Source organism: Modestobacter sp. SSW1-42 (assembly GCF_046635825.1).
GTDB lineage: Bacteria > Actinomycetota > Actinomycetes > Mycobacteriales > Geodermatophilaceae > Modestobacter.
In genome coordinates, this window is the sequence record NZ_JBISCA010000005.1 from 47,545 (window position 1) to 72,359 (window position 24,815).

The 24,815-nt window shown below is 72.1% G+C and carries 26 protein-coding genes; 9 read left to right on the forward strand and 17 right to left on the reverse strand.

What is annotated here, in order from left to right; translation table 11 throughout:
- Positions 1-385 precede the first annotated feature (385 nt).
- From ACGBYP_RS17530 to ACGBYP_RS17585, 12 genes are all read right to left on the reverse strand, one after another.
- Positions 386-3,706 carry a LysM peptidoglycan-binding domain-containing protein gene (locus tag ACGBYP_RS17530; protein ID WP_411586139.1) on the reverse strand — a complete coding sequence of 1,107 codons (3,321 nt, stop codon included), beginning with the start codon at positions 3,704-3,706 and terminating at the stop codon, positions 386-388.
- Positions 3,703-4,131, reverse strand: a complete 429-nt coding sequence (locus ACGBYP_RS17535; RefSeq protein ID WP_411586140.1) for a hypothetical protein — start codon at positions 4,129-4,131, stop codon at positions 3,703-3,705. Before ACGBYP_RS17535 ends, ACGBYP_RS17530 begins: the two co-directional genes overlap by 4 nt.
- Positions 4,128-4,592, reverse strand: coding sequence for a TadE/TadG family type IV pilus assembly protein (locus ACGBYP_RS17540; protein ID WP_135144811.1), 465 nt, complete (start codon positions 4,590-4,592; stop codon positions 4,128-4,130). The genes ACGBYP_RS17535 and ACGBYP_RS17540 overlap by 4 nt, the downstream gene beginning before the upstream one ends.
- Positions 4,589-5,002 carry a TadE/TadG family type IV pilus assembly protein gene (locus ACGBYP_RS17545; protein WP_411586142.1) on the reverse strand — a complete coding sequence of 138 codons (414 nt, stop codon included), beginning with the start codon at positions 5,000-5,002 and terminating at the stop codon, positions 4,589-4,591. Before ACGBYP_RS17545 ends, ACGBYP_RS17540 begins: the two co-directional genes overlap by 4 nt.
- Positions 5,003-5,076: 74 nt before the next feature.
- A complete protein-coding gene (locus ACGBYP_RS17550) occupies positions 5,077-5,313 on the reverse strand; it encodes a hypothetical protein (protein ID WP_411586143.1) in 237 nt (78 codons plus the stop codon).
- A 23-nt stretch (positions 5,314-5,336) separates the two neighbouring features.
- The gene (locus ACGBYP_RS17555; protein ID WP_411586145.1) at positions 5,337-6,245 is read right to left on the reverse strand and encodes a type II secretion system F family protein; all 909 of its coding nucleotides are present in this window, start codon (positions 6,243-6,245) and stop codon (positions 5,337-5,339) included.
- Entirely contained in the window at positions 6,242-7,105 is an 864-nt protein-coding gene (locus ACGBYP_RS17560) for a type II secretion system F family protein (protein ID WP_411586147.1), read from the reverse strand. The genes ACGBYP_RS17555 and ACGBYP_RS17560 overlap by 4 nt, the downstream gene beginning before the upstream one ends.
- On the reverse strand, positions 7,102-8,517 hold the full coding sequence (locus ACGBYP_RS17565) for a CpaF family protein (RefSeq protein ID WP_411586148.1): 1,416 nt from the start codon (positions 8,515-8,517) through the stop codon (positions 7,102-7,104). The genes ACGBYP_RS17560 and ACGBYP_RS17565 overlap by 4 nt, the downstream gene beginning before the upstream one ends.
- Positions 8,518-8,618: 101 nt before the next feature.
- Positions 8,619-9,401, reverse strand: a complete 783-nt coding sequence (locus ACGBYP_RS17570; protein ID WP_411586149.1) for a hypothetical protein — start codon at positions 9,399-9,401, stop codon at positions 8,619-8,621.
- Between the two features lie 4 nt (positions 9,402-9,405).
- Positions 9,406-9,984, reverse strand: a complete 579-nt coding sequence (locus tag ACGBYP_RS17575; protein WP_411586151.1) for an SAF domain-containing protein — start codon at positions 9,982-9,984, stop codon at positions 9,406-9,408.
- Between the two features lie 137 nt (positions 9,985-10,121).
- Entirely contained in the window at positions 10,122-11,069 is a 948-nt protein-coding gene (locus ACGBYP_RS17580; RefSeq protein ID WP_411586152.1) for a hypothetical protein, read from the reverse strand.
- A complete protein-coding gene (locus ACGBYP_RS17585) occupies positions 11,066-11,677 on the reverse strand; it encodes a hypothetical protein (protein ID WP_411586153.1) in 612 nt (203 codons plus the stop codon). The genes ACGBYP_RS17580 and ACGBYP_RS17585 overlap by 4 nt, the downstream gene beginning before the upstream one ends.
- A gap of 270 nt (positions 11,678-11,947) precedes the next feature.
- On the opposite strand from ACGBYP_RS17585, the gene ACGBYP_RS17590 reads away from it, so the two are divergent.
- Positions 11,948-12,586: a peptidase gene (locus ACGBYP_RS17590; protein ID WP_411586155.1), complete on the forward strand. Its 639-nt coding sequence runs from the start codon at positions 11,948-11,950 to the stop codon at positions 12,584-12,586.
- A 109-nt stretch (positions 12,587-12,695) separates the two neighbouring features.
- Here ACGBYP_RS17590 and ACGBYP_RS17595 read toward each other — a convergent pair whose 3' ends face one another.
- Entirely contained in the window at positions 12,696-13,904 is a 1,209-nt protein-coding gene (locus ACGBYP_RS17595) for a hypothetical protein (protein WP_411586157.1), read from the reverse strand.
- Positions 13,905-14,002: 98 nt separating this feature from the next.
- On the opposite strand from ACGBYP_RS17595, the gene ACGBYP_RS17600 reads away from it, so the two are divergent.
- Entirely contained in the window at positions 14,003-15,331 is a 1,329-nt protein-coding gene (locus ACGBYP_RS17600; RefSeq protein WP_411586159.1) for a DUF6880 family protein, read from the forward strand.
- 148 nt (positions 15,332-15,479) lie between these two features.
- Complete coding sequence (locus ACGBYP_RS17605) at positions 15,480-15,752, forward strand: hypothetical protein (RefSeq protein ID WP_411586160.1); 273 nt, start codon at positions 15,480-15,482, stop codon at positions 15,750-15,752.
- Between the two features lie 156 nt (positions 15,753-15,908).
- On the opposite strand, the gene ACGBYP_RS17610 is transcribed toward ACGBYP_RS17605, so the two are convergent.
- Together ACGBYP_RS17610 and ACGBYP_RS17615 are read right to left on the reverse strand one after the other, a co-directional pair.
- Positions 15,909-16,709 carry a hypothetical protein gene (locus tag ACGBYP_RS17610; protein ID WP_411586161.1) on the reverse strand — a complete coding sequence of 267 codons (801 nt, stop codon included), beginning with the start codon at positions 16,707-16,709 and terminating at the stop codon, positions 15,909-15,911.
- Positions 16,710-16,787: 78 nt separating this feature from the next.
- A complete protein-coding gene (locus tag ACGBYP_RS17615; protein WP_411586162.1) occupies positions 16,788-16,991 on the reverse strand; it encodes a hypothetical protein in 204 nt (67 codons plus the stop codon).
- Between the two features lie 119 nt (positions 16,992-17,110).
- Here ACGBYP_RS17615 and ACGBYP_RS17620 point away from each other — a divergent pair, with 119 nt between their 5' ends.
- On the forward strand, positions 17,111-17,470 hold the full coding sequence (locus tag ACGBYP_RS17620; RefSeq protein WP_411586163.1) for a hypothetical protein: 360 nt from the start codon (positions 17,111-17,113) through the stop codon (positions 17,468-17,470).
- Between the two features lie 89 nt (positions 17,471-17,559).
- Positions 17,560-18,060 carry an ImmA/IrrE family metallo-endopeptidase gene (locus tag ACGBYP_RS17625; protein WP_411586164.1) on the forward strand — a complete coding sequence of 167 codons (501 nt, stop codon included), beginning with the start codon at positions 17,560-17,562 and terminating at the stop codon, positions 18,058-18,060.
- 278 nt (positions 18,061-18,338) lie between these two features.
- On the opposite strand, the gene ACGBYP_RS17630 is transcribed toward ACGBYP_RS17625, so the two are convergent.
- Positions 18,339-18,710, reverse strand: coding sequence for a GntR family transcriptional regulator (locus ACGBYP_RS17630; protein WP_411586165.1), 372 nt, complete (start codon positions 18,708-18,710; stop codon positions 18,339-18,341).
- A 5-nt stretch (positions 18,711-18,715) separates the two neighbouring features.
- Positions 18,716-19,675: a hypothetical protein gene (locus ACGBYP_RS17635; protein ID WP_411586167.1), complete on the reverse strand. Its 960-nt coding sequence runs from the start codon at positions 19,673-19,675 to the stop codon at positions 18,716-18,718.
- A gap of 615 nt (positions 19,676-20,290) precedes the next feature.
- On the opposite strand from ACGBYP_RS17635, the gene ACGBYP_RS17640 reads away from it, so the two are divergent.
- From ACGBYP_RS17640 to ACGBYP_RS17655, 4 genes are all read left to right on the forward strand, one after another.
- Positions 20,291-21,172: an AAA family ATPase gene (locus ACGBYP_RS17640; protein ID WP_411586168.1), complete on the forward strand. Its 882-nt coding sequence runs from the start codon at positions 20,291-20,293 to the stop codon at positions 21,170-21,172.
- A complete protein-coding gene (locus ACGBYP_RS17645; RefSeq protein ID WP_411586169.1) occupies positions 21,162-22,394 on the forward strand; it encodes a vWA domain-containing protein in 1,233 nt (410 codons plus the stop codon). Before ACGBYP_RS17640 ends, ACGBYP_RS17645 begins: the two co-directional genes overlap by 11 nt.
- Positions 22,391-23,512, forward strand: coding sequence for an XdhC family protein (locus tag ACGBYP_RS17650; protein WP_411586171.1), 1,122 nt, complete (start codon positions 22,391-22,393; stop codon positions 23,510-23,512). Before ACGBYP_RS17645 ends, ACGBYP_RS17650 begins: the two co-directional genes overlap by 4 nt.
- A gap of 105 nt (positions 23,513-23,617) precedes the next feature.
- Positions 23,618-24,721, forward strand: coding sequence for a ring-opening amidohydrolase (locus tag ACGBYP_RS17655; protein ID WP_411586173.1), 1,104 nt, complete (start codon positions 23,618-23,620; stop codon positions 24,719-24,721).
- Positions 24,722-24,815 lie beyond the last annotated feature (94 nt).

The following is a 24,815-nucleotide window of genomic DNA, read 5'->3' on the forward strand; positions in this document are numbered from 1 at the left end:
CCGAGCGACCTCGACTGTCACGTGCCCCCCGGTGAACGACGGCACGTTGAAGGCACGACCGAGGACGAACAGCGCTCTGACCCCGGGTTCGGACCACTAAGAGCCCTAGCCTTCCAAGCTGACTGTGCGGGTTCGATTACCGTTCTGCGATGTCGCCGGACACCGTTCGCAGGTCCCGCGACATCGTTCACGTTGCGGCTTGTGGTCGGCAGTCCCGGGTCGAGTCGTAGATCGCTGAGCAGGCGTCGCTGCTGGTGAGCACCCGGATGTGCAGGTCGTGGACCAGCAGCAGGACGGGGGTGCCGGCGCGGCGGCGGATGCCGATGTGGTGCAGCGGGTGTTGTGTCCCAGGGTCGTCTCGGAAGCCGCACTGGGTCAGGAGGCCTCAATCGGTCCACTGTCGTCGGAAGAGGATCTCCGCCGTCCTGGGTGGCAGGTCTTCCTCCACCTCGGCGTCGTGGTTGGCCAGAATGCGGGCGACGTACCCGTCGGCCTCGGCCCTCTTGCCCTGCGCGTCGCAGGCGGCGACCAAGTCGAGCAACGGCACGTCTTCGTAGCTCCCTGCCTTCATGGCCACCTCGGCGGCGGCCGCGGCGAGCTCGGGTTGGCCGACGGCGAGGTAGTGGGTGGCGACGGTGTGGGCCACGTCGACGATCATCGCGGCGTACTCGTGGTCCAGTCGAGCGTTGCCGTCCACCAACCAGCTGTAGCCCCCGGCGGCGCCGTTCCGCGGCGCGGGCAAGTCGAAGGGGCGCCCGGTGATCAGGCCGAGCGCCGCGCACAGGTCGCCGATCCCGTCGGCTCCTCGGGCTAGCCCGCGAACTCGCAGTCGGCGGAACAGTTCCGCGTCGATGAGGATGCCGTCGATCCGGTACCGGCCCGCCGCTGCGGCGGTGAGCCCGGAGGGCAGGTAGTCGGCGCCCGTATCCGGATCGATGCCGAGCCAGGCTCGCACGACGGAGATGGACTGGCGCACCTTCGTCTTGCCGACGACGTCGGGCTCGTCGGGCCAGATGGCGGTGGCGTAGCGCTCGCTGGTCACGCCGCCCGGCCGGGTCGCCAGGTAGGCGACGACCTCGGTGTAGAACTGCCGCCGCGGATTGCGCTCCGGCAGCGAGCCCTGAGCGCGCACCTCGACGGGGCCGAGCAGCGTCAACTTGGGTCGCGCGCAGGACGGATCGGCCCAGTCGGCCAGGTCGTCGTCCAGGTCGGGGTCGGCGCTCTCTACCTGGCGCCGGATGCCCTCATCGGTGGCCGGGGCCAGCGCCTGCAGGTCCTGCTCGGTCGTCGCCGCCTGGTCCAGGTAGGTCCGATTGGGTAACGGCAGCACAGAGCTTGTCGGCGATAGCGGCTTCTTCGTCGGGCCCGGCGCCGGGCCGTCAGCCGCGACAAAGTCTGGTCGCTCCCGCCGCGATGTGCCGGCCGGGTCGACGCGTAGGCCGCCGCAGGCGTCGGCGTGCGCGTCCCAGGGCTGGTTGCCGTGGCTCGGCGGCACGGGCTGGTCTTCGGTGACAGACGCCAGGGCGAGCACCTGAGCCAGCTGCGCGGCCTCGTGGGCCGGGACCTGTTGGGCGATCAATTTGAGGTCCAGTGCTGGGATCCGGAGAACCCCGTCGTCGTCGATGGTCAACCGCCAATGGACGTCGTCGGCGGCATCGGTGTCGTGAACCAGCACCACCGCGACCGCGCTTCGGGCCGGCTGTTGGCGAATCGCAGTCACCAGCTCGGCCAGCTCGTCGCAGTCCTCGGTCGCGTCCGAGGCGACCAAGAGCACGTGCGGAGCCCAGGCATCGGCCGCGACGTCGTGCAGCCGGCCCCCAAGCACGTCGGTGGCGGCAACCCGCATGGCGTCGGTGACCGACTCCAGCCGCCCGGCGAGCGCCGCGACCGCCTTGTCGACGTCCTCGGTGTAGGTCAAGCGGTCGGGGTTGATCGCGGCCAGCTCTTGGCCGAAGCCGACCATGGTCACCTGCAGCATCTCCGACCAGCTGTTGTGTGCCAGCTCGGCGGCGAGGAACCGCGCCAGGTCCGTGCCGCGCACGGAGTCGCCGGACAGGGAGATGGCCCCGACGCGTTCGAGGTCGACGAGCCAGTGCTCCCCCGCAGCGGTGTGACCCACGGACGCGAGCGTCGGGAACGGGGCGAAGAACCGGGTCCGCCGGTGCTCGCCATACGTCAGCGGGTCGCCGCGTCGGATCGACCAGCGGGTCCCCGCCGGGTCCACGGCCCACGGCTCCGGTGCCTGCGGCGAGGGACTCGCGAGCACCAGGGTCAGGACGTCCTCAGTCGTACACGCCGCGACGACGTCGGGCAGCCGGGCGCCCTCGACCGTCGACAAGCCGTGCACCAAGCTGCGCAAGGCCTGATCCAGCCAGCTCACGTCAGCGCTGCCGGCGCTTCCCGCCACAAGCAGGGCTCGCTCGGTGTTGAGGAGTTCGGGCGGGGTGCTGCTGATGACCCGGCCGGGACGGCGGTGACGGAATTGGCGTCGCCGATAGCGCAGCAGAGCAGCGAGTGAGGTACCGGCCAGGAGCAGCCCACCACCCGCGAAGGCGACCATCGGCAACTCGGATGCACTCTCGTCTGTCGAGTGCTCGTTCTGTTGGGTGGGCGACGACTCAGCAGTCGGCGCGGCCGCTTCCGACGGCGTCGGGGCCGGGGTGTCCGGCGCCGGCACGGACGTCGTCGGGGCGTCACCGGACGGCGGGGGCAGCTCCGTCGTCGGGAGAGGCGCGGGTGCCGGCGGCAGCGGTGGGTTCGGTTCGGGCTCGGGGCTGTCCACCGGTGTAGGGATGCTGAGCGTCCATCCCGGCCGGATCAACGATGGATCGGTGAAGGCCGCTCCGCCCGGCTGGATGCGTCCACGGTTCAACTCCCAAGCTTGTCTCCAGCCCTCACCGCTCCCGGTGACCTCCTCCGCGAGGTCCCACAGGGTGTCCCCCGGTTCGACGGTGACCTCCTCGGTAACGGTCGCGCCGGTGGGCTCCGGGCCGCCCCCGGCCGGCGGCAGGCCGGAAGCGTCCGCCGGCAGGACCAGCACCGTGCCGAAGCTGATCTCGTTGTCCGGACCGACGGCGGTGGCGTTGAGCTCCACGATCTCCGGATAGCGCAGCGGATCGCCCAGGTAGCGCTCGGCCAACGCCCACAGGGTGTCTCGGCGCTGAACCTGGTACGTCGGGGGCGTCGCAGTCGGGGCCGCCGGGTCCTCTGGAGTCGAGTGCGCGGACGCCGTCTGGGAGACCCGGACGCCGATGTCCGGCTGCGCCGACGCGGACAGGCCAGTGGACACGGTCACGACTGGCAGCGGCGGCCGGGCAGATGCGGTCCCGGACGGGGATGCGCTGGCGAATGCAGGGGCGACGGTCAAGCCGACGGCGACCGCAGTCACCAGCGCGGCCGCCGGCCGTTGGAAGATCTGCAGCCCCGGCAGTGGTGGAGCCGGCCGGTCGCGGACCAGCCCCATCAGTTCTGCCGCGGTCGAGAGCGTGAACAGCGCCCAGCACACCCACGCACCCGTAGCGAGGACGATCTGGGCGAGTCGTCCGTCGTCTCGAACCTTCAGCGAGGTCACGACCTCGCCGAGGGACGGCAGGCCGTGCGGCACCAATTGCAGGGCCGCGAGGAGCAGCGGGACGCCGACGACGACCGCGATGAGCACGACCAGCGCACCCACGGCCGTGAGGAAGCGGACGGCGCGCGCGGTCACGACAAGCCCTCCCCTTGGGTGACGCCGACCAGCAGTTGCGCGGTGTGGGTGCGCGTCTGGCTGACCGGGATGCCGAGCAGGGGCGTCGAGGCGGTGACGGTCACGCTTACCTCGACCACGCCGGGGCCGAGGACGTTCACCGTGCCGACCGCGCCGGCCTGCTCGAGGTAGCCGCGGGCGGCGGTCACGGCCAACGTGGCGTCCGCGCTGCCTCCGGTGGGGACCGGGCCGACCGCGATGCTGGCCGCCCGAGCCGCCTCGGCGGAGTAGGTGTCGGCGCGGTTGGCCGCCTGGATCGCCGTGCCGGCGTCCACGAGGCCAGTCACCAGGACGCTGGCGATGAGGACGATGAAGCAGAAGAGGACCGCCACCGATCCGCGCTCGTCGTCGCGGACTCGGGCGTCGGTCCGCCCCGGGCAGGTCACGACAGGTCCCGGGCGGGGTCGAGCGGGCTGGTGGCGGTGTCACGCAGGGTGCGCGAGCCGGGCAGTCCGGCCACCCCGATGTCGGACAGGTCGACGGTGCATGCCACGGTCACGGTGACCGAGGCTGGAACGCCTGGGGCACTGTCGAACCCGGTGGTGTCGACCCTCACCTGGACGTCGGCACAGTGCAGGTCCCGGTCGACCAGCGCGTCGGTGGCGCTGGCCGTGGCGACCTGTTGAGCGGCGCTGGCTGAGCGGGCGAGCGAGGCGTCTCGGGCGGCGATGCCGGCGACGCCGCTGACGCGGTCGCCGGCCAGTGCGATCCGGGCTCCGATCACCAGCATCGCGAGGATCAGGATGCCGACCGGCAGCAGGATGGCCAGCTCGACGGACTCGGAGCCGCGGTCGTCTCTCCGCGGCGGGCCGGTCGGAGCGGTGACCGGCTGCAGGCGGCGGTTCATGGCGAGTCCGGCGTGGTGAAGCGCTCCTTGCCGCGCGTCACGGTGACGTCGACGGTCGGGGCGAAGCCGGGCAGGGGGATCACGTTGGGCACCTCGGCGGTGACGTGGACGGTGACCGTGGTGGCGGTGTTCTGTTCCTCCACCGAGTAGCGGGTGATGGTGCCGGTGCCGAGTCGGGCCAGGTACTGGTCGGCCACTTCCTGTCCCGCTCCCCCGGCCGCGCCGCTGACGCTGGCTGCCCGCGCCCCGGCGTGCGCGGCGGCGTCGGCGGCTTCACGGGCGAAGTACCACAGCGCCAGCTGCGGCCCGGCGAGCAACAGCGCGACGATGATCGGGAACAGGATCGCGAACTCGACGCTCGACGAACCCCGATCTCGCCCGCCACCGCGGCTCGGCCCGCCTGGACACACGACCACACCGCACGGCGGCACCGGGGTGCGTCTCCGGGCACAGGATTCAGGCATGGCGCTGCTGGTGCGTATCGCTACTGGAACAGCGCCGTCTTGCTGGCCACGAATGCCACCGCGGCGACGGTGACCGCGCCACCGAGCGCGATGGCCAGGATGACCATGAACGCCTTCTCGGAGGAATCCGAGCCGCGGTCGTCGCTCACGTGCTCGGCGCGCAGCCACGCGAACGCTGTCAGGACCGCGGCGTGCAACGCCGCATAGAGGGCCAGGACTGCACGAGGGCCATGGCGACGGGTCGTGAGCTGGAACATGGGATCTCCCGTTGGTGGTGTGGTCAGGTGCTGACGGCGAACATGCGGAGCAGGAACGGGACCAGGACGAACAACGTCAGTCCGGTGACGAGCAGCGCCAGCGGGCGGGACATCCGCTCGCTGACCTCGTTGGCCTGGCTGCGGGCATCGGACAGTTCGGCGTGCCGGAGGGTGCGGGCGCTGGCCAGCAAGGTGTTGTAGACCGACGCCCCGTCGGCGGCCACCGCTGCGATGTCGGCGAGGCTGCGCAGCTCGGGAACCGCGAGCTCGTCACCGAGGTCGCGCAGGTCGCTCCAGGGCTTGCGACCGGACAGCGCGGCGCGCCGGATCGAGCGCCGCATGCGGACGAACGGCAGGCTGCCCGAGATCTCCGCGGCCTCCTCGAGGGCCTGCTCCACCGAGCCTCGCGCCCGGCGCTCGCCGGCCACCAAGGTGAGGAAGGACTCCAGGTTGCTGCGGAACTCCGCCCGCGCCTTGCCCGCCGCCTCCCGGGCCTCGGCCGACGGGAGCAGCCATCCGACCGCAGCCAACCCCAGCCCGACGGCGCCGGGCACGACGAACGGCACCGGCATGTCGGCCAGCACGCCGACGAGGCCGAGCACCGCGGGGGCGAGTAACCCGGCGAGGGCGAGGGTCAGCTTGCGCGCGGCAAGCTCACTGCGGGTCTGGCCGAGGATGGCCAGGTCGGCATCGGAGACGCCGAGACGTCCCTCGACCACGCGGACCATCGGCGACGGCAGCCAGGTCCACCGGTCTCCCGCCGGGTTCGACGTCGATCCCGGCGGGGGCAGGGCTCCCGCGGTCGGGCTGGCCGAGAGCTGCTCGAGCGCCGCGGTCAGCGACGGCGGCGCGGGACGCAGCGCGCGGGCCGCGAGGACGAGACCGAGGGCCACCACCATGCCGGCCAGGGTGACCGTCTGCAGCCCGGTCACCGGTCCACCGTGACCAGGTCGGGGTCGACGAGCACACGCGGCGGCCGGGGCGGGTCGGACAGGCGACGCATCCACCGGAGCGCCGTCCCGAAGAGCACGACGACCAGGAGCAACGCCACCTGCCCGAGCGGCGTGGAGTAGCCCGACAGGAAGGTGTGGGCGAACAGCGTCATCGCGACGACCAGAACCAGGGTGACCACCACGATGGTGCGCATGTTCGCGCGTGGCTTGGCGCGCTCGGCCTCCACCTCGCGAACCATCCGCGATCGGTCGTCGAGGTCTGCGGCCAGCGTGGTGAGCACCTCGGCCAGACCTGGCCCGCCGTTCCGCTCCCGCAGGATGAGCACCATGGCGATCTTGTCGGCGGCCGGGTCGTCGACATCGCGGGCGAACTGCCGCAGCGCGGGCTCCACGCCCTGCGGCCCCATCCGGGTCACCAGGTTGGTGACCGCCGGCGCGATCGCCTCCGGCGCCGAGCTCAGCGAGCGGCGCAGCGCATCCCGGGTCGAACCGGCAGCGCCCGAGCTGATCAGGTCCGCCAGCCGTCGTGTCCAGTCCGCCAGCGCCTCGGAGGTGGCGATCATCCGCTTGGCGGCCTTGCCGCCGCCGAGCACCTTGGGGATGAAGACGACGCCGCCGGCAGTGGCCAGCGCGGCGACCGGCCAGCCGGTGATCAGCAGCGCGAGCACCGCGCCTGCCACGGCGCCGAGGTGCAGTGACGTGATCCGCCGTCGGCGGGAACGGCGTACGGACAGCGAACCAGTGGACAGGCCGACCCCACGGACCGTTGCGACCGCGGCGACCAGACCGCCGGAGACCATCAGCCCGGCGAGGACGAGCAGCAGCGTCCCGGCGGTCACGACGCCCACTCCTGCCGGCGGAGGTCGGTGGGCCAGTCGGAGGCATCCGGGTGCAGCCAGTTCAGGTCAAAGCCGACTGCGGTCAGCCGTTCGGCCAGCGAGTCGCTGAGCATCCCCGGCCCGGTGGCCTGGGCACGGCCGTCGTCGGGTCGCGGCGCGAAGATCGGCTTGAGGTCGGGGCGACCGGAGTCGCCGATCGCACCCAGTTCGTAGATGCCGGACACGAACCGGGCGTAGCCGTGGTCGCGCTGCACGTGCACGACCAGGCCGAGGGCGGCCAGCGAGCGCAGGACCAGCTCCGGTGACGGCGTGGGGTGTGCCTTGAGCGCGTTGATCAGGACCTTATCGAAGACGCCGTCAGCCGACGGGGAGTGGATCGTGCACATCACCGAGGCGATGCCGCTGGTCGCGGCCTCCAGCAAGGAGGTGACGTAGGCGCCCCGGACCTCGCCGACCAGCACCCAGGTCGGCGAGGCGCGTAGCGCCAGGTGCAGGGCGTCCCCCATGTCGAATCCGCCCCTGCCCTCGGCGTTGGGCAGCCGCGACTCGAACGGGCGGCAGACGGCGTGCCGCTTGACCAGGCGCTGCTGGTCGGAATCCCACCGCGGCAGGTGCAGGCCCAGCTCCCGCTCGTCCTCCACGGTGATGACCACGTTGTTCCACGGGATCGCGTTGCCGAGTGCGCGCAGCAGCGTGGTCTTGCCGACGCCCGGTGCCCCGGTTACGAGCGGCGAGACGCCGGCCTCGATCACCGCGCGCAGGAAGGCCCCGACCGGTGAATCGACCATGTTGAGCCGGTGCAGGTCGTCCAGGCTCGGGTCGGAGAAGCGGTGCACCCGGATCACTCCGGCCGGGCGGGGCAGCACGTCCATCGCGGCCTGCAGGCGAGCTCCCAGCTGGGTGACGCCCTTCAGACGCACGTTGAGGATGGGGCTGGCCGAGGAGAACTCCCGGCTGGTCTGCCCGCCGTCCGAACGTGACCCGATCGACCGCAGCAGCTGCTCGAGTTCCTCGTCGGTGGAGGCGATTGGTGGCCCGGCCACCAGCTGGCCGCCCACCGTGCGCAGCACGGTCGGGTCGCAGCCCTCGAAGTGAATGTCTTCCACGTCGTCCCGAGTCAGCAGCGGCGCCAACCGCCCCAGTCCGTCGAGCTCGGCCAGCACCGCGGCGAAGATCCTGTCCTCGGTGGACACCGCGGGGACGGCACGGCCGCGGTTGGCCTCGTGCAGCAGCCACTGGTCGTATTCGTCGCGGATCAGCTTCTTGGTCAGTTCCCGACGCGGACCGGCCGCGTAGTTCTTGTCCTCCGCTGTCAACCGCGTCGACACCCGGTCGCGCAGCTCCCCCACGACGCGGTACTCGGCCTCGGTGAGGTCCGCGGCATCGGACGGCGTGGCCTCGGCCTGGTGCACGTCTCCTGGGACGTCGGCTCCGAGGCTGGGCAGCAGCGGGCGCGTCGGGACCTGCGGGAGCTCCGATGCTGTCGAGGATGGCGACCGAGTGTCCTCGGGGCTCATCGGGCTGCCGCCTCAGCGATCGAAGGGGCCTCGGCGGAGCCAGCCAGCTCGCCGGCCAGGGACGACGCCGCCCGCATCAGCGCGGACCGCCGCAGCGTCTTCATGCTCGAGACCGCGCTGTCGGAGAGGGCAGCTGCCGCGCGCGGGTCGTAGGGCAGCACGCCGGCGAGCGGCAGGTGCAGCGCCTTGACCACCTCACTGGCCGAGTACGGCCCGTTCCCGACCACCAGCGCGGCCACGTTTGCCAGGTCACCGAGCTCCCGACGCACCCGCCGCACGGCGTCCTGTGCCGCGTGCACCGACCGCACGCTGGGCCGCACCGCCAGGAGGACCTGGTCAGCGGCCCGCAGGACCGGCCAACATCCACGATCGGTGACCAGTCGTCCGGCGTCCACCACGACGTCCCGACCGATGGCGGTCGTGGATGCTGCCAGTGCCAGCGCGAGCCGCTCCCACGTCTCGGAGGTGAACGACGCGCCTTGCGTGGCCGTCGTGAAGCCGGGGATCAGCGCCACCTGCGGATGCTCGGGGACCTGCGCCGCGTGCTCGGCCAACAGTGTGGCGGCTGCCGTCGCCGGCACCCCCCGCCGAGCGGCAGCCGACCAGGAGAGCAGGCCCCGGTCGACGCTGACCCGTCCGGCCAGCAGCCCCGGTGCCAGATCGCCGCCGGCGTGATCGCAGTCGGCGAGCAGCAGCGGTCGGGGCCAGGACAAGGCCAGCGCCCACGCGGACGTGGACACGCCGGGGGCTGCCTTGCCGGAGGCCACGACGGTCAGCACCCGGTCACCGCCCGGTCGGCAGCAGGATCAAGGCCAGGCTGCCGGTGGAGGCGAGCTGGGCGACCGCCGGACCCTCGGCCTCACGGACCCGCACGTCGACGACCGTCACCTGGGTGGTCGGGTTCACCGGTCCCACCTCGGCGACGGTCGCCTCGGTCGACCGATCGGACGTCCCGCCCATGGCATCGGTTCCGCTTGTGGAGCCCGCGGCACCAGGAGTCGGAACGATCAGCACCTGCTGCCCCGGCGTCACCCCTCGGGCGGGAAACTGGCCTTCCTTCAACGGCAGGGCCACCAGCATCTCCCCGACCGCGAGTCCGGTGCCCGTGCCAACCTGGGCGCGGGTCAACAGCTCGCCACGGGTCAGCGGGACCTGCGCCACCATTCCGACGACCTCGGACTGCTGGGCCGCGGGGATGGGTGACAGGTTGGGGTCCGAGGTGACGTTCGCGATCGTCAGGTCGTCGGCGGTGATCGTCGAGCCCACCTGCACGTCCCGGGCGACCGCGAGCACCTCGGTCTGGGCGGTCAGCATCCGGCCGGCGGCAAAGGCGATCAGACCACCGAGCAGGACGACGAGCACGCTCAAGACCAGTGACTTGCGGCTGGTGCGCCGCCTCGCCGCCGCGCTCCGCAGCGTGGGGACAGGTGGTGGTGCCGCCTCACGCACCGGAGCCGCGGCACGCCCGGCTGACGTCGTCGTCCCCTCTACTTGTGCCGTCATCCGGTCACCACCGCCTGCAGCTCCGCAACCGCGAACGTCGCATTCGACGTCGTCGTCAGGTCCGGCAGAGTGCCGCTCGCTCCTGTCGACGACGTCCAGGCGACCGACCAACTGATGCCGTAGGTCGCCGTCACCTGCTCATCGGGCTGGTGGATCGACGAATGCGGATACCGGTACTGGCAGCCTGTCGGGGATGGCGCCCAGACACCGTCGCCGTGCTGCCAGGCCACCCCGGGGCCGGGGCAGGAGACAGCGTCCGCCCCGTCGCCGGGTGTGAAGCTCAAGGCGGTCGGCGTCACCGTCACCTCGGCCCAGACACCGCCGGCGTCCGCCTGCGCGGTCAACTCCCGGAACGATGCGGGGTCGGTCCAGAACCACGTGTAGGCGTTGACCACCGTGAAGGGCCGCCCATCCCGCATGGTCCCGGCCGGGTATCGACCGGTCGTCGGCTCCGGGAGGGTCAGGGTGCGCAGCGCTTGCTCGGCGAGCGCCGCGGGATCGACGGCTGCGGGGCCGGCCGGAGCGGTGGCCGACCAGAACGTGAACCCGTTCGTGCCGGGAAAGGCCCCACCGTCCGTGAAGAAGGTGCACGAGTAGATGGCGCCGTCGGTGTGACCGCCCCAGATCGGCGAGTCCTTGGGGGGTGGCTCGAGCATCGGCTGGGCGTAGCACTGCAGGCTCTGAACCCACCACGACGGGCCCTCCTGGCAGGGGATGGCGGCGCCGGTGGCGTCCAGGGTGCAAGAAGTCTCCTGATTCGCACCACCGCTACCGGAGCCCACTGCGACCGGCCGACTTTCCGGCTGCGGAGCGGACTCGGCCTCCACCACGCAGATGCCGAGCGAGTTGTACTGCTGGCAAGTGACCGGATCGGCTATGGCCGTGCCCGAGTACACGCCTTGGGCGCAGAGGCCGAGCAGCGCCCCGGACAGCGCGACCGTCATCCGTCGCATGACTGCGCCTGCCTGTTCGGAGCCTCGCTGACCCGCCATCCGGAGGCGTCCGGATAGTCCGGGTTGACCACCGTCAACCGTGCGACGAGGTATCTCGGGCGGTCGGCGGGGATGACCGAGGTCCCGGACGCATCGGTCGCCTGCACCTGCTCCACGTCGACACATGCGGTGACCACGACGGTCGGGGCTGCTGATGACGGCGACGCCGCCGGATCGGTCGTGAGGTCGACGCTGTCGGCGGTCGCCGTCACCAGCTCGGATCGCCCGACCTGCCGGTAGCCCTGCGAACGAAAGGTTCCGATGGCAGTGGCCTGATTTGTGGCCTCCGGCGCGACGGCCACCTCGTAGAGGTCGTCGAGGGGTCGCGTCGGGTCCAGGTAGAGGTCGTCGATCGTCTGGACGTAGGTGGGGACGAACTCGACGGCCTGTGCTCGTGCTTCGTCGGCCGGATCGGTCGCGGATGGTGCGGCGCTCGACGACGGCCCCGGGGTCGTCGTCCTGGTCGGTGCAGTCGAGGCCCCGCCGCCGGACGACGAGCAGCCCGAGATCGTGAGCACGGCAACCACCGCTGCCATGACCGCCGTCCGCGTCACCTGCACGCGTCCTCCGCTCCGCTCTTGGTCTGCCTGCTCGTGCATCGAGACTTCCTCTCCCCCGTGAACTCGGTGTGACGTCGAGCACCATGACACCCGTTCGGGTGACTCAGAGTCACGGTGGCTCTGCCGGTCGTCCCCCAGATGGGTGTATCGCGAGGCCCTGTCAGGTTTCTGCGCCGCACACTCGCAACCCGCTCCCTCGCGTCTCGGCAGACGAGGTGCCAGCGCATGGGAGCAGTCGTTCGCGGACCGGCGGGGAGGCACCTGGCGCGCATGGACGCGGTGTGGCTGGGTGTGGTGATCGCAGCCGTTGTCACCGGGGCGGCGGCCACACCCGTGCTGCTGGCACGCGGGCTCGCGCAGCTGGCGCGACGGGACGCCATGAGCAGGGGTCTGGGTCTGGCGGGGGCTCTCGGCGGGATCGCGACCGGGACGGCGGCGGTTGCGGTGGCACAACGCACGGGGATCTGGGAGCTCGCGCCCGTCCTGCTGCTCTGGGGGTGCGCCCTCGTCGCGGCGGCGTGCTGCGATGCGGTCACCCAGCGCGTCCCGACCGCACTCGTCCGGCAGGCCGGCGTCCTGACCTGTGCTCTGCTGACCGTGGCACTGGCCGTGCACGGCGACTGGCCGGGACTGGCTCTCAGCGACGTCGCGGCGATGGCGTCGGGGCTGACGATGCTCCTGTGCTGGCGATTCGCGGGAGCGGGGTTCGGTGACGTCCGCCTGGCGACGCTCGGCGGGCTGGGCCTCGGTCATGCCACCCATCGCGGTCTCCTGTTGGCCTTCGCCGCGTTCACCTTGATCACCGTGACGCAGGCCGTCGTGACCGTGATGCGCGGTGGAGACCGTCGAAGCACGATCCCCTACGGCCCTGCTCTCGCGGTGGGCTTCTTGCTCGCGGCCGCTGCCTGACACGATCGGAAGCCAGCCACCGATCTTCGGAAGACAAGTTCTACGGCACACCGGCGGGGCGCCGCTCCCATAAACCAGTTCGGTGGGCCCCGGCCAAGCCTCCTGGACATCAGCCACCGGCCTGGTCGGCGCCCGGGGTCGTGCTCTCGCCTCGACCCCTTCCACGCCCGGCGGGCGACTGGGGGCGCCGGGTCTCACGTACGACGGGGGTGCTGTCGAGTCGGGCTTCGGCCCGATCGGCTCTGCTGCGCTGCACGGCGACCTCCTCGCGTGCGGCGTTGAGTTCACCCCGCAGCTCGCCGAACTCCGCCTGGAGTCGGCGATGTTCCTTCTCGTGACCGGCACGCAGGTCGTCGACCCGCTGCTCACCGTGGGCCTTCTCGCGTTCGGCGCCGCGAACGGCGGCGTCCCGCTGGGCGGTCATCGTCGCCAGCTTCCCGCGCAGATCGCCGACCTCCTCATGCAGGTCCATCGTTCGCCGTTCGACCAGCGCCAGGTCCCGGCGTAGCGACTCGACTGCCTGCTCGGCCCGGGCGGCGCGCTTCGACTCGGCATCAATCCGCTCGACGGCGTTGCGGAAGCGTTCCTCTGCCTCGGACTGCGCGACCAGGGCGGCCTCGGCCCGTTGCGTCGCGGCGTCCCGGCCGCCGTGCGCCTCGACCAGCCGCGCCTCGGTGACGGTCAGCCGCTGTGAGACATCGGCCAGCTTTGCAGCGAACTTCTGCCGCTCCCCCTCCACGGCCGCGTGGGCGCCGGCCAGCTCGGCGATCGCCCCGTCTCGTTCGGCCTGGACCTCCGCCAACCGCTGGCGAGCCTCTTCGAGCCCGGTACCGAGCTGCTCGCTCAGCGCAGAGGCCTCCTCCGCAGCGGCGTCGGCCTCGGCGCGCTCGGCCTCGGCGCGCCGTTGCGCTTGCTCAGCCCGAGTGGCGCGCGCCTCGGCGGTCGCCACCTGCTCGGCCGCCTGACTCGCCGCAGCCTCAATCTGCAGCTCGGCCGCTTCCGGATCGGCCACGGTCCGCAGCTCCTCGAGCAGCCCCTGCAGCTGCTGACCCAGGTGCTCGACCATGCCGGCGACCTGGCCGTGCAACTCACCGGCCCGCTGCCGCGCAGCGTCCACCGGCCGCGACTCGACCCCGGGCGCATGCCCGGACTGCCCCGCTCGCAGTCGGCGGCGTGCATGCCAAGCGGCGGTCCGGTTGTGCGCGCTGTCGTCGCAGTACTCCGGCGGACGGCCGGCCCCGGCATGCGATGCCGCCGCCGGCCGCTGGCAGCCGGGAAAGCGACAGATGCGCCGTTCCGTTTCCGTGGGCTCGTTCATAACGTAAAGCTGCACCGACGTAATGACGGCGGAACGCTTCTGCGGCGGTCCTGTGGACCGTCGATCCACTTCCACATCCCGGGTTGCGCGGTGTGTCAATGCGCTCCAGGCGCTGGCCGTGCCCAGTTGGCGGGGTTGGCGAGTTCCCACGAGCCCGGGACGATGAGCAGGTGGGACCTCTCGCCGCCGCGGTGCTGCCGCTGATCCGGACTCGTGCCGATCTGCACCGATGGGGTTCGGCGCGCCAGCACGGCATGGTGATGCACGAAGCGGTCGACCTGCTCGAGCAGGCCATGCCGACCGGAGAACCGGTCGAGGTGCACGCGGTGACCCACAAGGCGCTGACGAGCGCGATCAAGGTGATCGCGCGAGCCGACGACTCCTCCGGGGTCATCGGTGACGCGTGCCGCCGGCTGCTCGCCCTGCACCCGAGGACAGCGGCCGCCGCGTCGACTCCACCGGGCCGGCTGGTCGACTGGATGATCGCGTTCCAGTTCGACGGCGACGTCGACTACTTCGAGCTCGACGTTGTTGCCTACGCCCCGGCCCTCGGACCCGATGGCATCACCGCCTACCGCCACCGCCTCGGCGAGATCCGGGAACGGGTCGGGGACCCGCCGGCCGACCGCCTGGCCTCGAGCCACCGGCACGAGCACTGGGTGCTGTCCTGGAACGAGCAACGGCTCGCCGTCCTCGACCGCGACGCCGACGCCGTCATCCGCACCCACGCACGCGACCGGCGCATCGCCCGCTGGTTCTACGACACCGCGGTCGCCCTCATCGAGATCGGCCGGGTCGATCTCGCAACCGACTGGGCCCGGCAGGGGGCCGAGATCGGCCCTTTCCACCAGGCTCAGGAGTGCGCCGACCTGTGGGTTTCCCTGCTCCACCAGCAGCCCCGGTACGACGCGGACGACATCCTCGCCGCCCGCCGCTCGGTGTTCGGCCGATGGCCGACCGACTCCACCGCAGCCCGACTGCACGAGGCCGCCACCGCCGCCGGCCGGGCCTGGGACGACATCGAGGAGGACGTCATCAGCCGGCTCGCGCAGCAACCGCAGAACGCCGTGAGCTTCGCGCTGGGCACCCTGCGCAACCCGCGACGTGCCTGGCAGCTCGCCCACGACCTCGACCTGGACCCCGACGACACCCACACCTGGGGAACGCTGGCCACCGCATACGAGGTCATCGACCCGCCTGCCACACTCCCCATCCACGCCCGGATCATCGAGCGCGACCTCACCCACGCCGACGCCGGGCATTACCGCGACGCCGCCCGGCGCCTGGCCGGGATGCGCACCCTCGCAGCCGGCACCGGCGACCAGGAACACATCGACCACGTCGACCGGCTCATCGCCGAGCTCCGCCTCACCCACCGCCGCAGGCCACGCCTGCAGCGGGAGTTCGATCGAGCTCACCTGCCATGACATCCCGTACAAGAACCCGCACCGACGTTGCCAGACACGCGCTGGGCAGCCGGCGCTGCGGCACGCTGAGCGCCCTCAGATAGAGGTGGGGCAGCCGCCTCTTCCGAGGAGGCGACACTAGCGACCTATCGGGTCCACGATCGCGGACATGATCACTCTTCCCAAGATCCTGCCCAGCTCAACCACCCCCGCAGCCGAGTCCTACCGAGTCCGGCTGCAGGGCGTGCCCGGCCTCTTCGAGGAGGTCGAGCACCTGGTGCGCGATCACGTTCTCCTCGACGGCTGCCGCATCGTCAGCAACGCCAGCGGAGACGGCTTCTGGTACCTCCCGGCCGGCTCGGAGACCACCGCGGGAGGTGAACCTCCCCTCGCGGTCTTCCAGCCACACCCCAGCTCGTCCTTCAGCTCCCCCATCCGTTGAGCTCGTCAGCGGGCCTTCGCACCCACGCCAGGCCAGTGCGACGGCCGGCTGGGAAGTGCTCGTCAACCAAGCGCGGCGGTACCCGCGTGCGGGGGGTGTCCCTAGGGGTTGGATCACCCCCGGATCAGGTGCGGTGGGAAGGGAGACCCTCTCGGTCTACGTGAACGCCAGGAGGGCCAGCAGGAGGCCGATGGCGCACCAGTTGCTCACGGTGTGCATCGCGGCCGCGACGTCGGTGGCCCGCTCGCGGGCCCTATCCCAGTCCGCTTCCCACTCGGCGCGGATGCGGTTGCGCTGCTGCAGGGAGGCCACCTGCGCATCGAAGCCACTCAGGCGCTCCCCGAGCCACGCCAGACGCTCGCCGGTGTCCGAGATCGCCTCGTACTCACCCCAGTTGATCTCCGGAGCGGCGACCAGGGCCGGCATCCGCGGACGGTCGTAGGCCACCCGGTACGTCCCGGCGAAGAGCAGGCCGGAGACGGTGAGGGCGAGCGCAGCACCGATCGGAATGCCCGCGAGCAGGTGGACGAGCCCGAACACGAGGCTGCGGGCCAGCGTCTGCAGCACCGTGAAGTTCTCGGTGCCGCGGCGAAACCACACTTCCTCTTGGCGGGCCAGCAGGGGCACCGCCAGTGCGACCCCCACCGGGATGAGCCACCCGGTGACCGACCAGAACAGCCCCTCGTTACCGGTCTGACCGAGGTTGACGTTGCCCTCCCCGCCCAGGGCTGACCACCAGCCCCACGCCATCCATGTGGGGCCGTAGGTGATCAGGACGGCGTACACGGTCACGACGACCACCAGGCCGGCCACCGCCAGCGGGACCATCCACCAGCGCATGGCCCGGACGACGCGCAGGTACTCCTCGCGGACGGGACCGGCCTGCAGGGAGTGCAAGGAGCTGCCCAGGCCGTAGGCGATGAGCAGCAGGAAGGCGATGGACAGCAGGGTCAGCACGGCAATGCCTCTTATACGGTCGCGACTGCGCTTGAGTGGGGTGGCGGTGCGGGCCGGCCGGCCCACACCGCCTGAGCCTCAGGAGCTCTTGCCACGCTCGGTGACGGTGGTGCTCGGGTGCCGCCGGGCGGTGGCCGCGGTGACGTAGTGGCCGGTGATCGCCGACCGGTGGTTTACCGACTGCGAGGTGTTGCCCCCTCGTTCGGTGACGGTGGTACGTGGGTGCCGAGCCGCCGTGGAGCTGGAGACGTAGCGACCGGTGCGTGCGCTGCGATGTGCCATGACCCCTCCCAAGGTCGTGAGGTCGGTACGTGCAACGGCGTTGCACATGTGAGACGATAGGTCCATGACCGTCACGTTGCAAGAGTGCATCATCGTTTCACTTGTAAGAAGGTCGCGCGGTGCCTGAGGCTGCTCCCTTCCGGGTTCATGAGCTGGCCTCGGCGATCGAGTCCAAGCTCGGTGACGAGAAGCTCAAACTGCGCGAGGCCGCCGGACAGATCGGAATCAGTGCAGCGACCCTGTCCCGGGTGATCAATGGGAAGCTGCCTGATACCGGCAGCTTCGCGGCGTTGGTGAACTGGCTCGGCGTCTCCGCTGACCTGTTCATCGCCGGACCCCAGCGCACCACCGGGCCAGAAGCGATCGAGGCCCATCTGCGAGCCGACCGCACGCTGCCGCCGGCCACGGCGAGCGCCCTCGCGGCCCTGGTGCGAGCGGCGTATCAGGACCTCGGTCGTCCAGAGAACAAGGAGATCTGAGGAACGTGCCCTCGGCCTCATTGGTGTTCCCGCATGGCTTCAAGGCTCAGTGCCAGCGGAAGGCCGCGGCTCAGCGTGCGCTGCTGAGCGTGACTCCGGCGGATCGACTGGACCCCCGCCTGCTCGCTGAGCACCACGGCATCACCCTGTTGACCCCGGCGGAACTACCCTCCCTGTCCCCGGGCGACCTGGCCGAGCTCACCGATGAGTCCGATGGGCATCCCGAAACCTGGTCGGCGATCACCCTGGAGACCGCCCAGGGGCCCCTGACGATCTACAACCCGACCCACTCGGTGGAGCGGATCAACAACAGCCTCGGCCACGAGATCGCCCACTTCCTGCTGGGCCACCCGCACGGCCAGATGCAGCTGGTCGATGGCCAGCTGCTGCGCGAGTACGACGAGGCCCACGAGCGGCAGGCCGACTGGCTGGGTGGGGTGCTGCTGCTCCCGGACACCGCGATCCAGCACGCCGCCCGGCGCGGTTGGAGCCGCGAGGAGACCGCCGCCCACCATCAGCTCTCCCGGGAGCTGGTCAACTGGCGCTGGGGCAAGAGCGGCGTGGACAGGTACATGACGGTCAGGGCCTAACGGTCAGAGCGTGACCGCCGGGTGAAGGACAACCGGCGCGCTCCTTGGCCGTCAGGTCTCCCGCCACAGCTGGTGGGCGGCCCCGGGTCACTGGTCGGGCTCCAGGGAGTGCAGGGGCTACCAGCGGGTCGGCGCGGCCGGGGAGGGGTCGTCCGCCAGCCAGCTGAAGGCATCGTTGCGATCGCGCATCTCGGCGTCCTGCGCCTGGTCGAGGAAGACGCAGGTGGCCTGCTGCAGGGCGAGGTCTCGTGCGCTGCGGTTCCAGCGGGCGAGGAAGGTCAGGCGCGGAGTGCGACCAGTGCTGCGCGCAGCAGTGACAGGGCGGTCTCCTCGCTCATCCCGGCTCGGTGGGCTCGACTGGCCAGTTCGGCGGCCGCCTGTCGCACGTCGCCAGCATCGGCCGCCGGTACGGAGGGGGCGGCCACGACGGTGCCCAGCCGCCGCCGGCTGGCGACCAGGCCGGCTCCTTCGAGTTCGCGGTAGGCCCGGGCCACGGTGCCGATGGCGACGCCGAGATCGGCGGCGAGAGCTCTCATGCTGGGCAGCCGGGTGCCTTCATCGAGCTGCCCACTGTCGATGGCGGCCGCGATCTGGGCGCGGATCTGCTCATAGGGCGGGGTGGGGCTAGCGAGGTCGACGGTGACGTCCATGGCCCTCACCGCTCCGCGTCGACGAGCTCGGCGGCGGGTACGGGGACGCGGGTGCGAACGAAGAAGACGCCGACGCCAGCCACACCGCCGACCATGCCGAGGAGGGCCAGCGCGCCGCCCACCCATGGCAGGACGGAAGCGGCCGCGCCGACGGGCAGGTCCTTGAGGCGGGCGGCCTGGGCTGCCGTCGTCGCAGCGCTGCGGATCGCCAGCCCGCTGACGGTCACCAGGCCAGCGACCAGGATCATCGCCGCGGCGGTCGCTCCGCGCAGCACTCGCTGGGCCGATGCCCGCCGGAGGGCGTTTTCGACGTCGACGTCGACGTCGACGTCGTCGGTGACGATTGCGGGGCGGTTGGCGACAACCCACAGTGCGGCCGTGCTCAGCGCGAGCAGGCATCCCAGGCCCACCAGAGCCGGCATGCCGTAGAACGAGCCCACGTAGGGAGACGCCGCCCCCTCGACCAGGCCGTTGCCGGCGTAGACGGTGATGCTGCGGTTGGCGTCGTAGCGGTCGTCTGTCACCGCTCCCACCGCGATCACCACAATCCCGGTGATCAGCGTGCCGATCGTCGTTCGCAGCAGCCAGGCCGGGAGAGCCTGCAGCAGGCCCCGATGCGCCAGCCGCGCCCGCCGGACCATCCCGCCAGGCCGGGGCCAGGTCAGCTCCCCGACCAGGATGACACCGGTGTGCGCGACCCCGAAGGCCAGCGGCAGCATCATCGCGGCCACCCCGGGCCGCCCGGCCGCCGGAGCCAGCGGCGCCGGCAGCAGCACGGCGACGGCAGCGGCCACCGCGGCGAGGAGGCCCACTACGACTGCGGTCGCAGAGGTCCGTCGGGCGTGCCGTTGCGCACGCTGGACCGTGCTGTCTTCACCATGGGCGAACTGGCGCATGAGCAGCGCCGCGCCGCCGGCGACCAAGCCGACCAGGAGCAGGAGCACGAGCAGCGGAGAGATGTACATGCCGTCCTCAGTTCGTATGTATCAAGTAGGCAGCACATTGACACAGGCGAGCGTGCGTCTCGGGGACGTTCGATAGCAGGCGTGTTGCGCGGCAGTTCCGCCGTGGACTGCGGTCGGCGGTCGAAGTCCGCGGCGACAGGGCGAAAGTCGCCCTACTGACGCGAGCGGCGAGCGATCTAAGTCTGGGTTGGAATGCGGATGCTCGGGTTCAACGTCGACGCAATAGCTCGCGAGGCCCACCAGGCCGACCTCATCCGCGCTGGGGACTGCCCCGAGTTCAGTTGACTCATCAGGTGGGTTGTGCTGTGGCTCGGCGCGCGAAGCCGTCTGCCGGTCCAAAGCCAGACCTGGTGTCCGCTCCCGAGTTTCGTCACATCCGACGAACGCTGCGGGGCCTGCTCGCGCTCACCGGATAACCCACCCGGATTCGCTCTCGTGTGACCTGCGCATTCATAGCCATGCACACCGTGCAGCGGGTCTGCTCCCCGAAGATGCCCGGCGAGCCGATGCGCGTGCAGCCCAGCCGGGCCCGGAAGGTGCCGGCGGACGACGCCTGAGGCCGGGGTGACCACAGGTGCGCGGTGGCCGCCGACAGGGCGGTGGGATGCTGCGCGTGTGAACCAGCTCACCGACCCCGCCGCCCTGGCCGCCGCGCTGGAGGCGACCGGCTACCTGCCCGATGAGGGGCTGGCGACGGCGGCGTTCCTGGCGCTGGCCCTGCACCGGCCGCTGTTCCTGGAGGGCGAGGCCGGCGTCGGGAAGACCGCGCTGGCCTCCGCACTGGCCGAGGTCACCGGCCGGCCGCTGTACCGGCTGCAGTGCTACGAGGGGCTGGAGGCCAGCTCCGCCCTCTACGACTGGGACTTCGGCAGGCAGCTGCTGCACCTGCGCGCCGCCGAGGCCGCCGGCACCGCCACCGACACCGCCGAACTCGAGGCCGGTCTCTACGACCGCCGGTTCCTGCTCGCCCGCCCGCTGCTGCAGGCGCTGGAGGACTCCCCCGCGGTGCTGCTCGTCGACGAGGTCGACCGGGCCGACGACGAGTTCGAGGCGTTCCTGCTCGAGGTGCTCAGCGACTTCACCATCACCATCCCCGAGCTGGGCACGGTGCGGGCACAGACGCCGCCGCTGGTCCTGCTCACCTCCAACCGCACCCGCGAGGTGCACGACGCGCTCAAGCGCCGCTGTCTCTACCACTGGCTCGAGCACCCGGACTTCGCGCGCGAGGTCGCGATCCTGCGCCGCCGGCTGCCCGAGGTCACCGAGACCCTCGCCCGGCAGGTCGCCCGCGCCACCGCCCGGCTGCGCGAGATGGACCTGCTCAAGCCCCCCGGCGTGGCCGAGGCGATGGACTGGGCCAGCGCGCTGCACGCCCTCGGCGCCCGCGAGCTCGATCCCGACACCGCGGCCCGCACGCTGGGCGCGGTGCTGAAGTACCGCGAGGACGGCGACCGGGTGCGCGCCACGGAGCCCGGGGTGCTCTTCGGTGCGGGCTGATGGCGGACCCCGTCCTCCGCAGCCCGCGCACGCTCAGGGCGAGCCCCGGGACGAGGCCGTCGCCACGCAGGAGCCGGCAGACGTCGTCACCAGCCTGCTCGGGTTCGCCCGCACGCTCCGGCACGCCGGGGTCGCGGCGTCCCCCGACCGGGTCGCCGCGATGCTCGCCGCCGTCGCGCACCTCGACGTCCTCGACCCGGCCGCCGTCTACTGGGCCGGCCGGCTGACCCTCTGCGGCAGCCCCGACGACCTGGACCGCTACGACCCCGCGTTCGCCGCCTGGTTCGGCGGGGAGGTGCCCCGCGCCCGCCGGGCGGCGCCGGTCGCGCGGCCACGGGTGGTGCGCTCCGCGCCGCTGGGGACCGCCGCCGGGTCGCCGGACGGCGAGGAGCCCGACGACCTGGCGACCCGGGCCAGCGGCGCGGAGGTGCTGCGCCACCGGGACGTCGGAGACCTCACCGCGGCCGAGCGCGCGCAGCTGCGCCGGCTGTTCGCCCTGCTCGCCCCGGCCACCCCGATGCGGCCCTCCCGCCGCCGGCGGCCCGCGCCGCACGGCTCCGTGCACGTCGGGCGCACGGTGCGCGGCGCCCTGCGCGACGGTGGCGAGGTCACCCGGCTGGTGCGCCACCGGGCGCGCCCACGCCCGCGCCGGGTGGTGCTGCTGGTCGACGTCTCCGGCTCGATGACCCCCTACGCCGACGCGCTGCTGCGGTTCGCGCACGCCGCCGTCCGGGCCCGGCCGGCGTCGACCGAGGTGTTCACCATCGGCACCCGGCTGACCCGGGTCACGCGCGAGCTGCGGCTGCGGGACGCCGCCCGGGCGCTGGCCGCCGGCGGTCGGGCGATCCCCGACTGGTCCGGCGGCACCCGGATCGGCGAGGTGCTCAAGGCGTTCCTGGACCGGTGGGGGCAGCGGGGCACCGCCCGCGGCGCGGTGGTCGTGGTGTGCAGCGACGGCTGGGAGCGCGGCGGCGCCGAGCTGCTGGGCGAGCAGATGGCCCGGCTCCGGCGGCTGGCCCACGCGGTGGTCTGGGTCAATCCGCACAAGGGCCGGCCGGGCTACGAACCGCTCACCGCGGGGATGGTCGCCGCGCTGCCGAGCGTCGACGCGTTCGTCTCCGGCCACAGCCTGGCCGCGTTCGAGGAGCTGGTGGACGTGATCGAGCACGTACCCGCCACCCGGCCCCGTCCCGGGCGGCAACGGAGAGGAGCAGTCGGATGAGGGACGTCCTGGGTGACCTGCTCGCCTGGTGGGAGGCCGGCGAGACCGTCGGGGTGGGCACCGTCGTGGGCACCTGGCGCTCGGCGCCCCGGCCGGCCGGCGCCGCGATGCTCGTCGGCCCGGGTGGGACGGCGGTGGGCAGCGTCTCCGGCGGCTGCGTGGAGGGTGCCGTCTACACCGAGGCCACCGAGGTGGCCGCCACCGGCGAGCCCACGCTCCAGCGGTACGGGGTCAGCGACGACGACGCCCTCGCCGTCGGCCTGACCTGCGGCGGGATCCTGGACGTCTACGTGGAGGCGGTCTCGCGCGCGACGTTCCCCGAGCTCGGCGCGGTGGCCGCCTCGGTCGCGGCGCACGAGCCGGTCGCGGTGGTCACCTGCGTGCGCGGCCCGGCCGGCCGGCTCGGCAACCGGCTGGTGCTGTGGCCGGACCGGACGGCGGGGTCGCTGGGCACCACGCGGCTGGACGAGGCGGTGACCGACGACGCCCGCGGCATGCTCGCCGCCGGCCGGACCGCGACGCTGACCTACGGCGCCGACGGCGAACGGCGCGGTGACGAGCTGACCCTCTTCGTCTCCTCCTACGCCCCGCCGGCCCGGATGATCGTCTTCGGTGCCATCGACTTCGCGGCCGCGGTCGCCCGGGTGGGGTCGTTCCTCGGCCACCGGGTCACCGTCTGCGACGCCCGGCCGGTGTTCGCCACCGCCCGCCGCTTCCCCGACGCCGACGAGGTGGTCGTCGACTGGCCGCACCGCTACCTGCGGGCCGAGGCCGACGCCGGCCGGGTCGACGAGCGCACCGTGCTGTGCGTGCTCACCCACGACCCGAAGTTCGACGTCCCGCTGCTGGAGGTCGCACTGCGGCTCCCGGTCGCCTACGTCGGCGCGATGGGCTCCCGGCGCACCCACGACGAGCGGCTGGCCCGGCTGCGCGAGGCCGGGCTGACCGAGGCCGAACTGACCCGGCTGTCCTCCCCCATCGGGCTGGACCTGGGTGCGCGCACGCCCGAGGAGACCGCCGTCTCCATCGCCGCGGAGATCGTCGCCGGCCGCTGGGGCGGGTCCGGCGAGCGGCTCACCGGCGGCACGGGCCCCGTCCACCGCACCGCCGACCGGTGACCGGCGCCACGGGGATGCCGACGAAGTAGTTCACTGCTAAGAGAATCGGCGTTAGGGTGGCCCGACCGCAGCCTGCTCGATCCACCTCACCCCCTGGAGATCGCCGTGCCCGCACCGATCGAGGTCCGCAAGGTCCCCCTGCACAACGTCAGCGACGCCTCCGAGCTGGCCAAGCTCATCGACGACGGCGTCATGGAGGCCGATCGGGTGGTCGCCGTCATCGGCAAGACCGAGGGCAACGGCGGCGTCAACGACTACACCCGGATCATCGCCGACCGGGCGTTCCGCGAGGTGCTGATGGAGAAGGGCTCGCGGAGCAAGGAGGAGGTCGGGGAGGTCCCGATCGTCTGGTCCGGCGGCACGGACGGCGTGATCAGCCCGCACGCGACGATCTTCGCGACCCTCCCCGAGGACTCGGTCGAGAAGACCGACGAGCCGCGGCTGACCGTGGGCTTCGCGATGAGCGAGGTGCTGCTGCCCGAGGACATCGGCCGGCTCACCATGGTCGAGAAGGTCGCCGAGGGCGTGCGGCGGGCGATGGCCGAGGCGGGCATCACCGACCCGGCCGACGTCCACTACGTGCAGACCAAGACGCCGCTGCTGACCATCGAGACGATCCGCGAGGCCAAGTCGCGCGGCCAGGAGACCTACTACGACGAGCCGCACGGCTCGATGGACCTGTCCAACGGGACGACGGCGCTGGGCATCGCGCTCGCGCTCGGCGAGATCGAGATGCCGGAGCAGAAGCAGGTGATGCGCGACTTCTCGCTGTTCAGCGCGGTCGCCTCCTGCTCCTCGGGCGTGGAGCTGGACCGGGCACAGATCGTCGTCGTCGGCAACGCGCGCGGGCACGGCGGGAAGTACCGGATCGGCCACTCGGTGATGAACGACGCGCTCGACCAGGACGGCATCTGGAGCGCCATCCGCGACGCCGGCCTCGACCTGCCCGAGCGGCCGCGCACCAGCGACCTGGGCGACCGGCTGGTCAACGTCTTCCTCAAGTGCGAGGCCGACCCGACCGGCTACGTGCGCGGCCGGCGCAACGCGATGCTCGACGACTCCGACGTGTTCTGGCACCGGCAGATCAAGGCCACCGTCGGTGGCGTCGCCGCGGCCGTGACCGGCGACCCGGCCGTGTTCGTGTCGGTGGCCGCGGTGCACCAGGGCCCCTCCGGCGGCGGCCCGGTCGCTGCGATCGTCGAGGCCTGACCCCGCGCACGGCCCGGCGTCCGACCCGCCTGCACGGTGCCCCTCCGTGCAGGCGGGTCGTCGGCGTGCGCGCCCCCGGATCGCCCCGGTTACG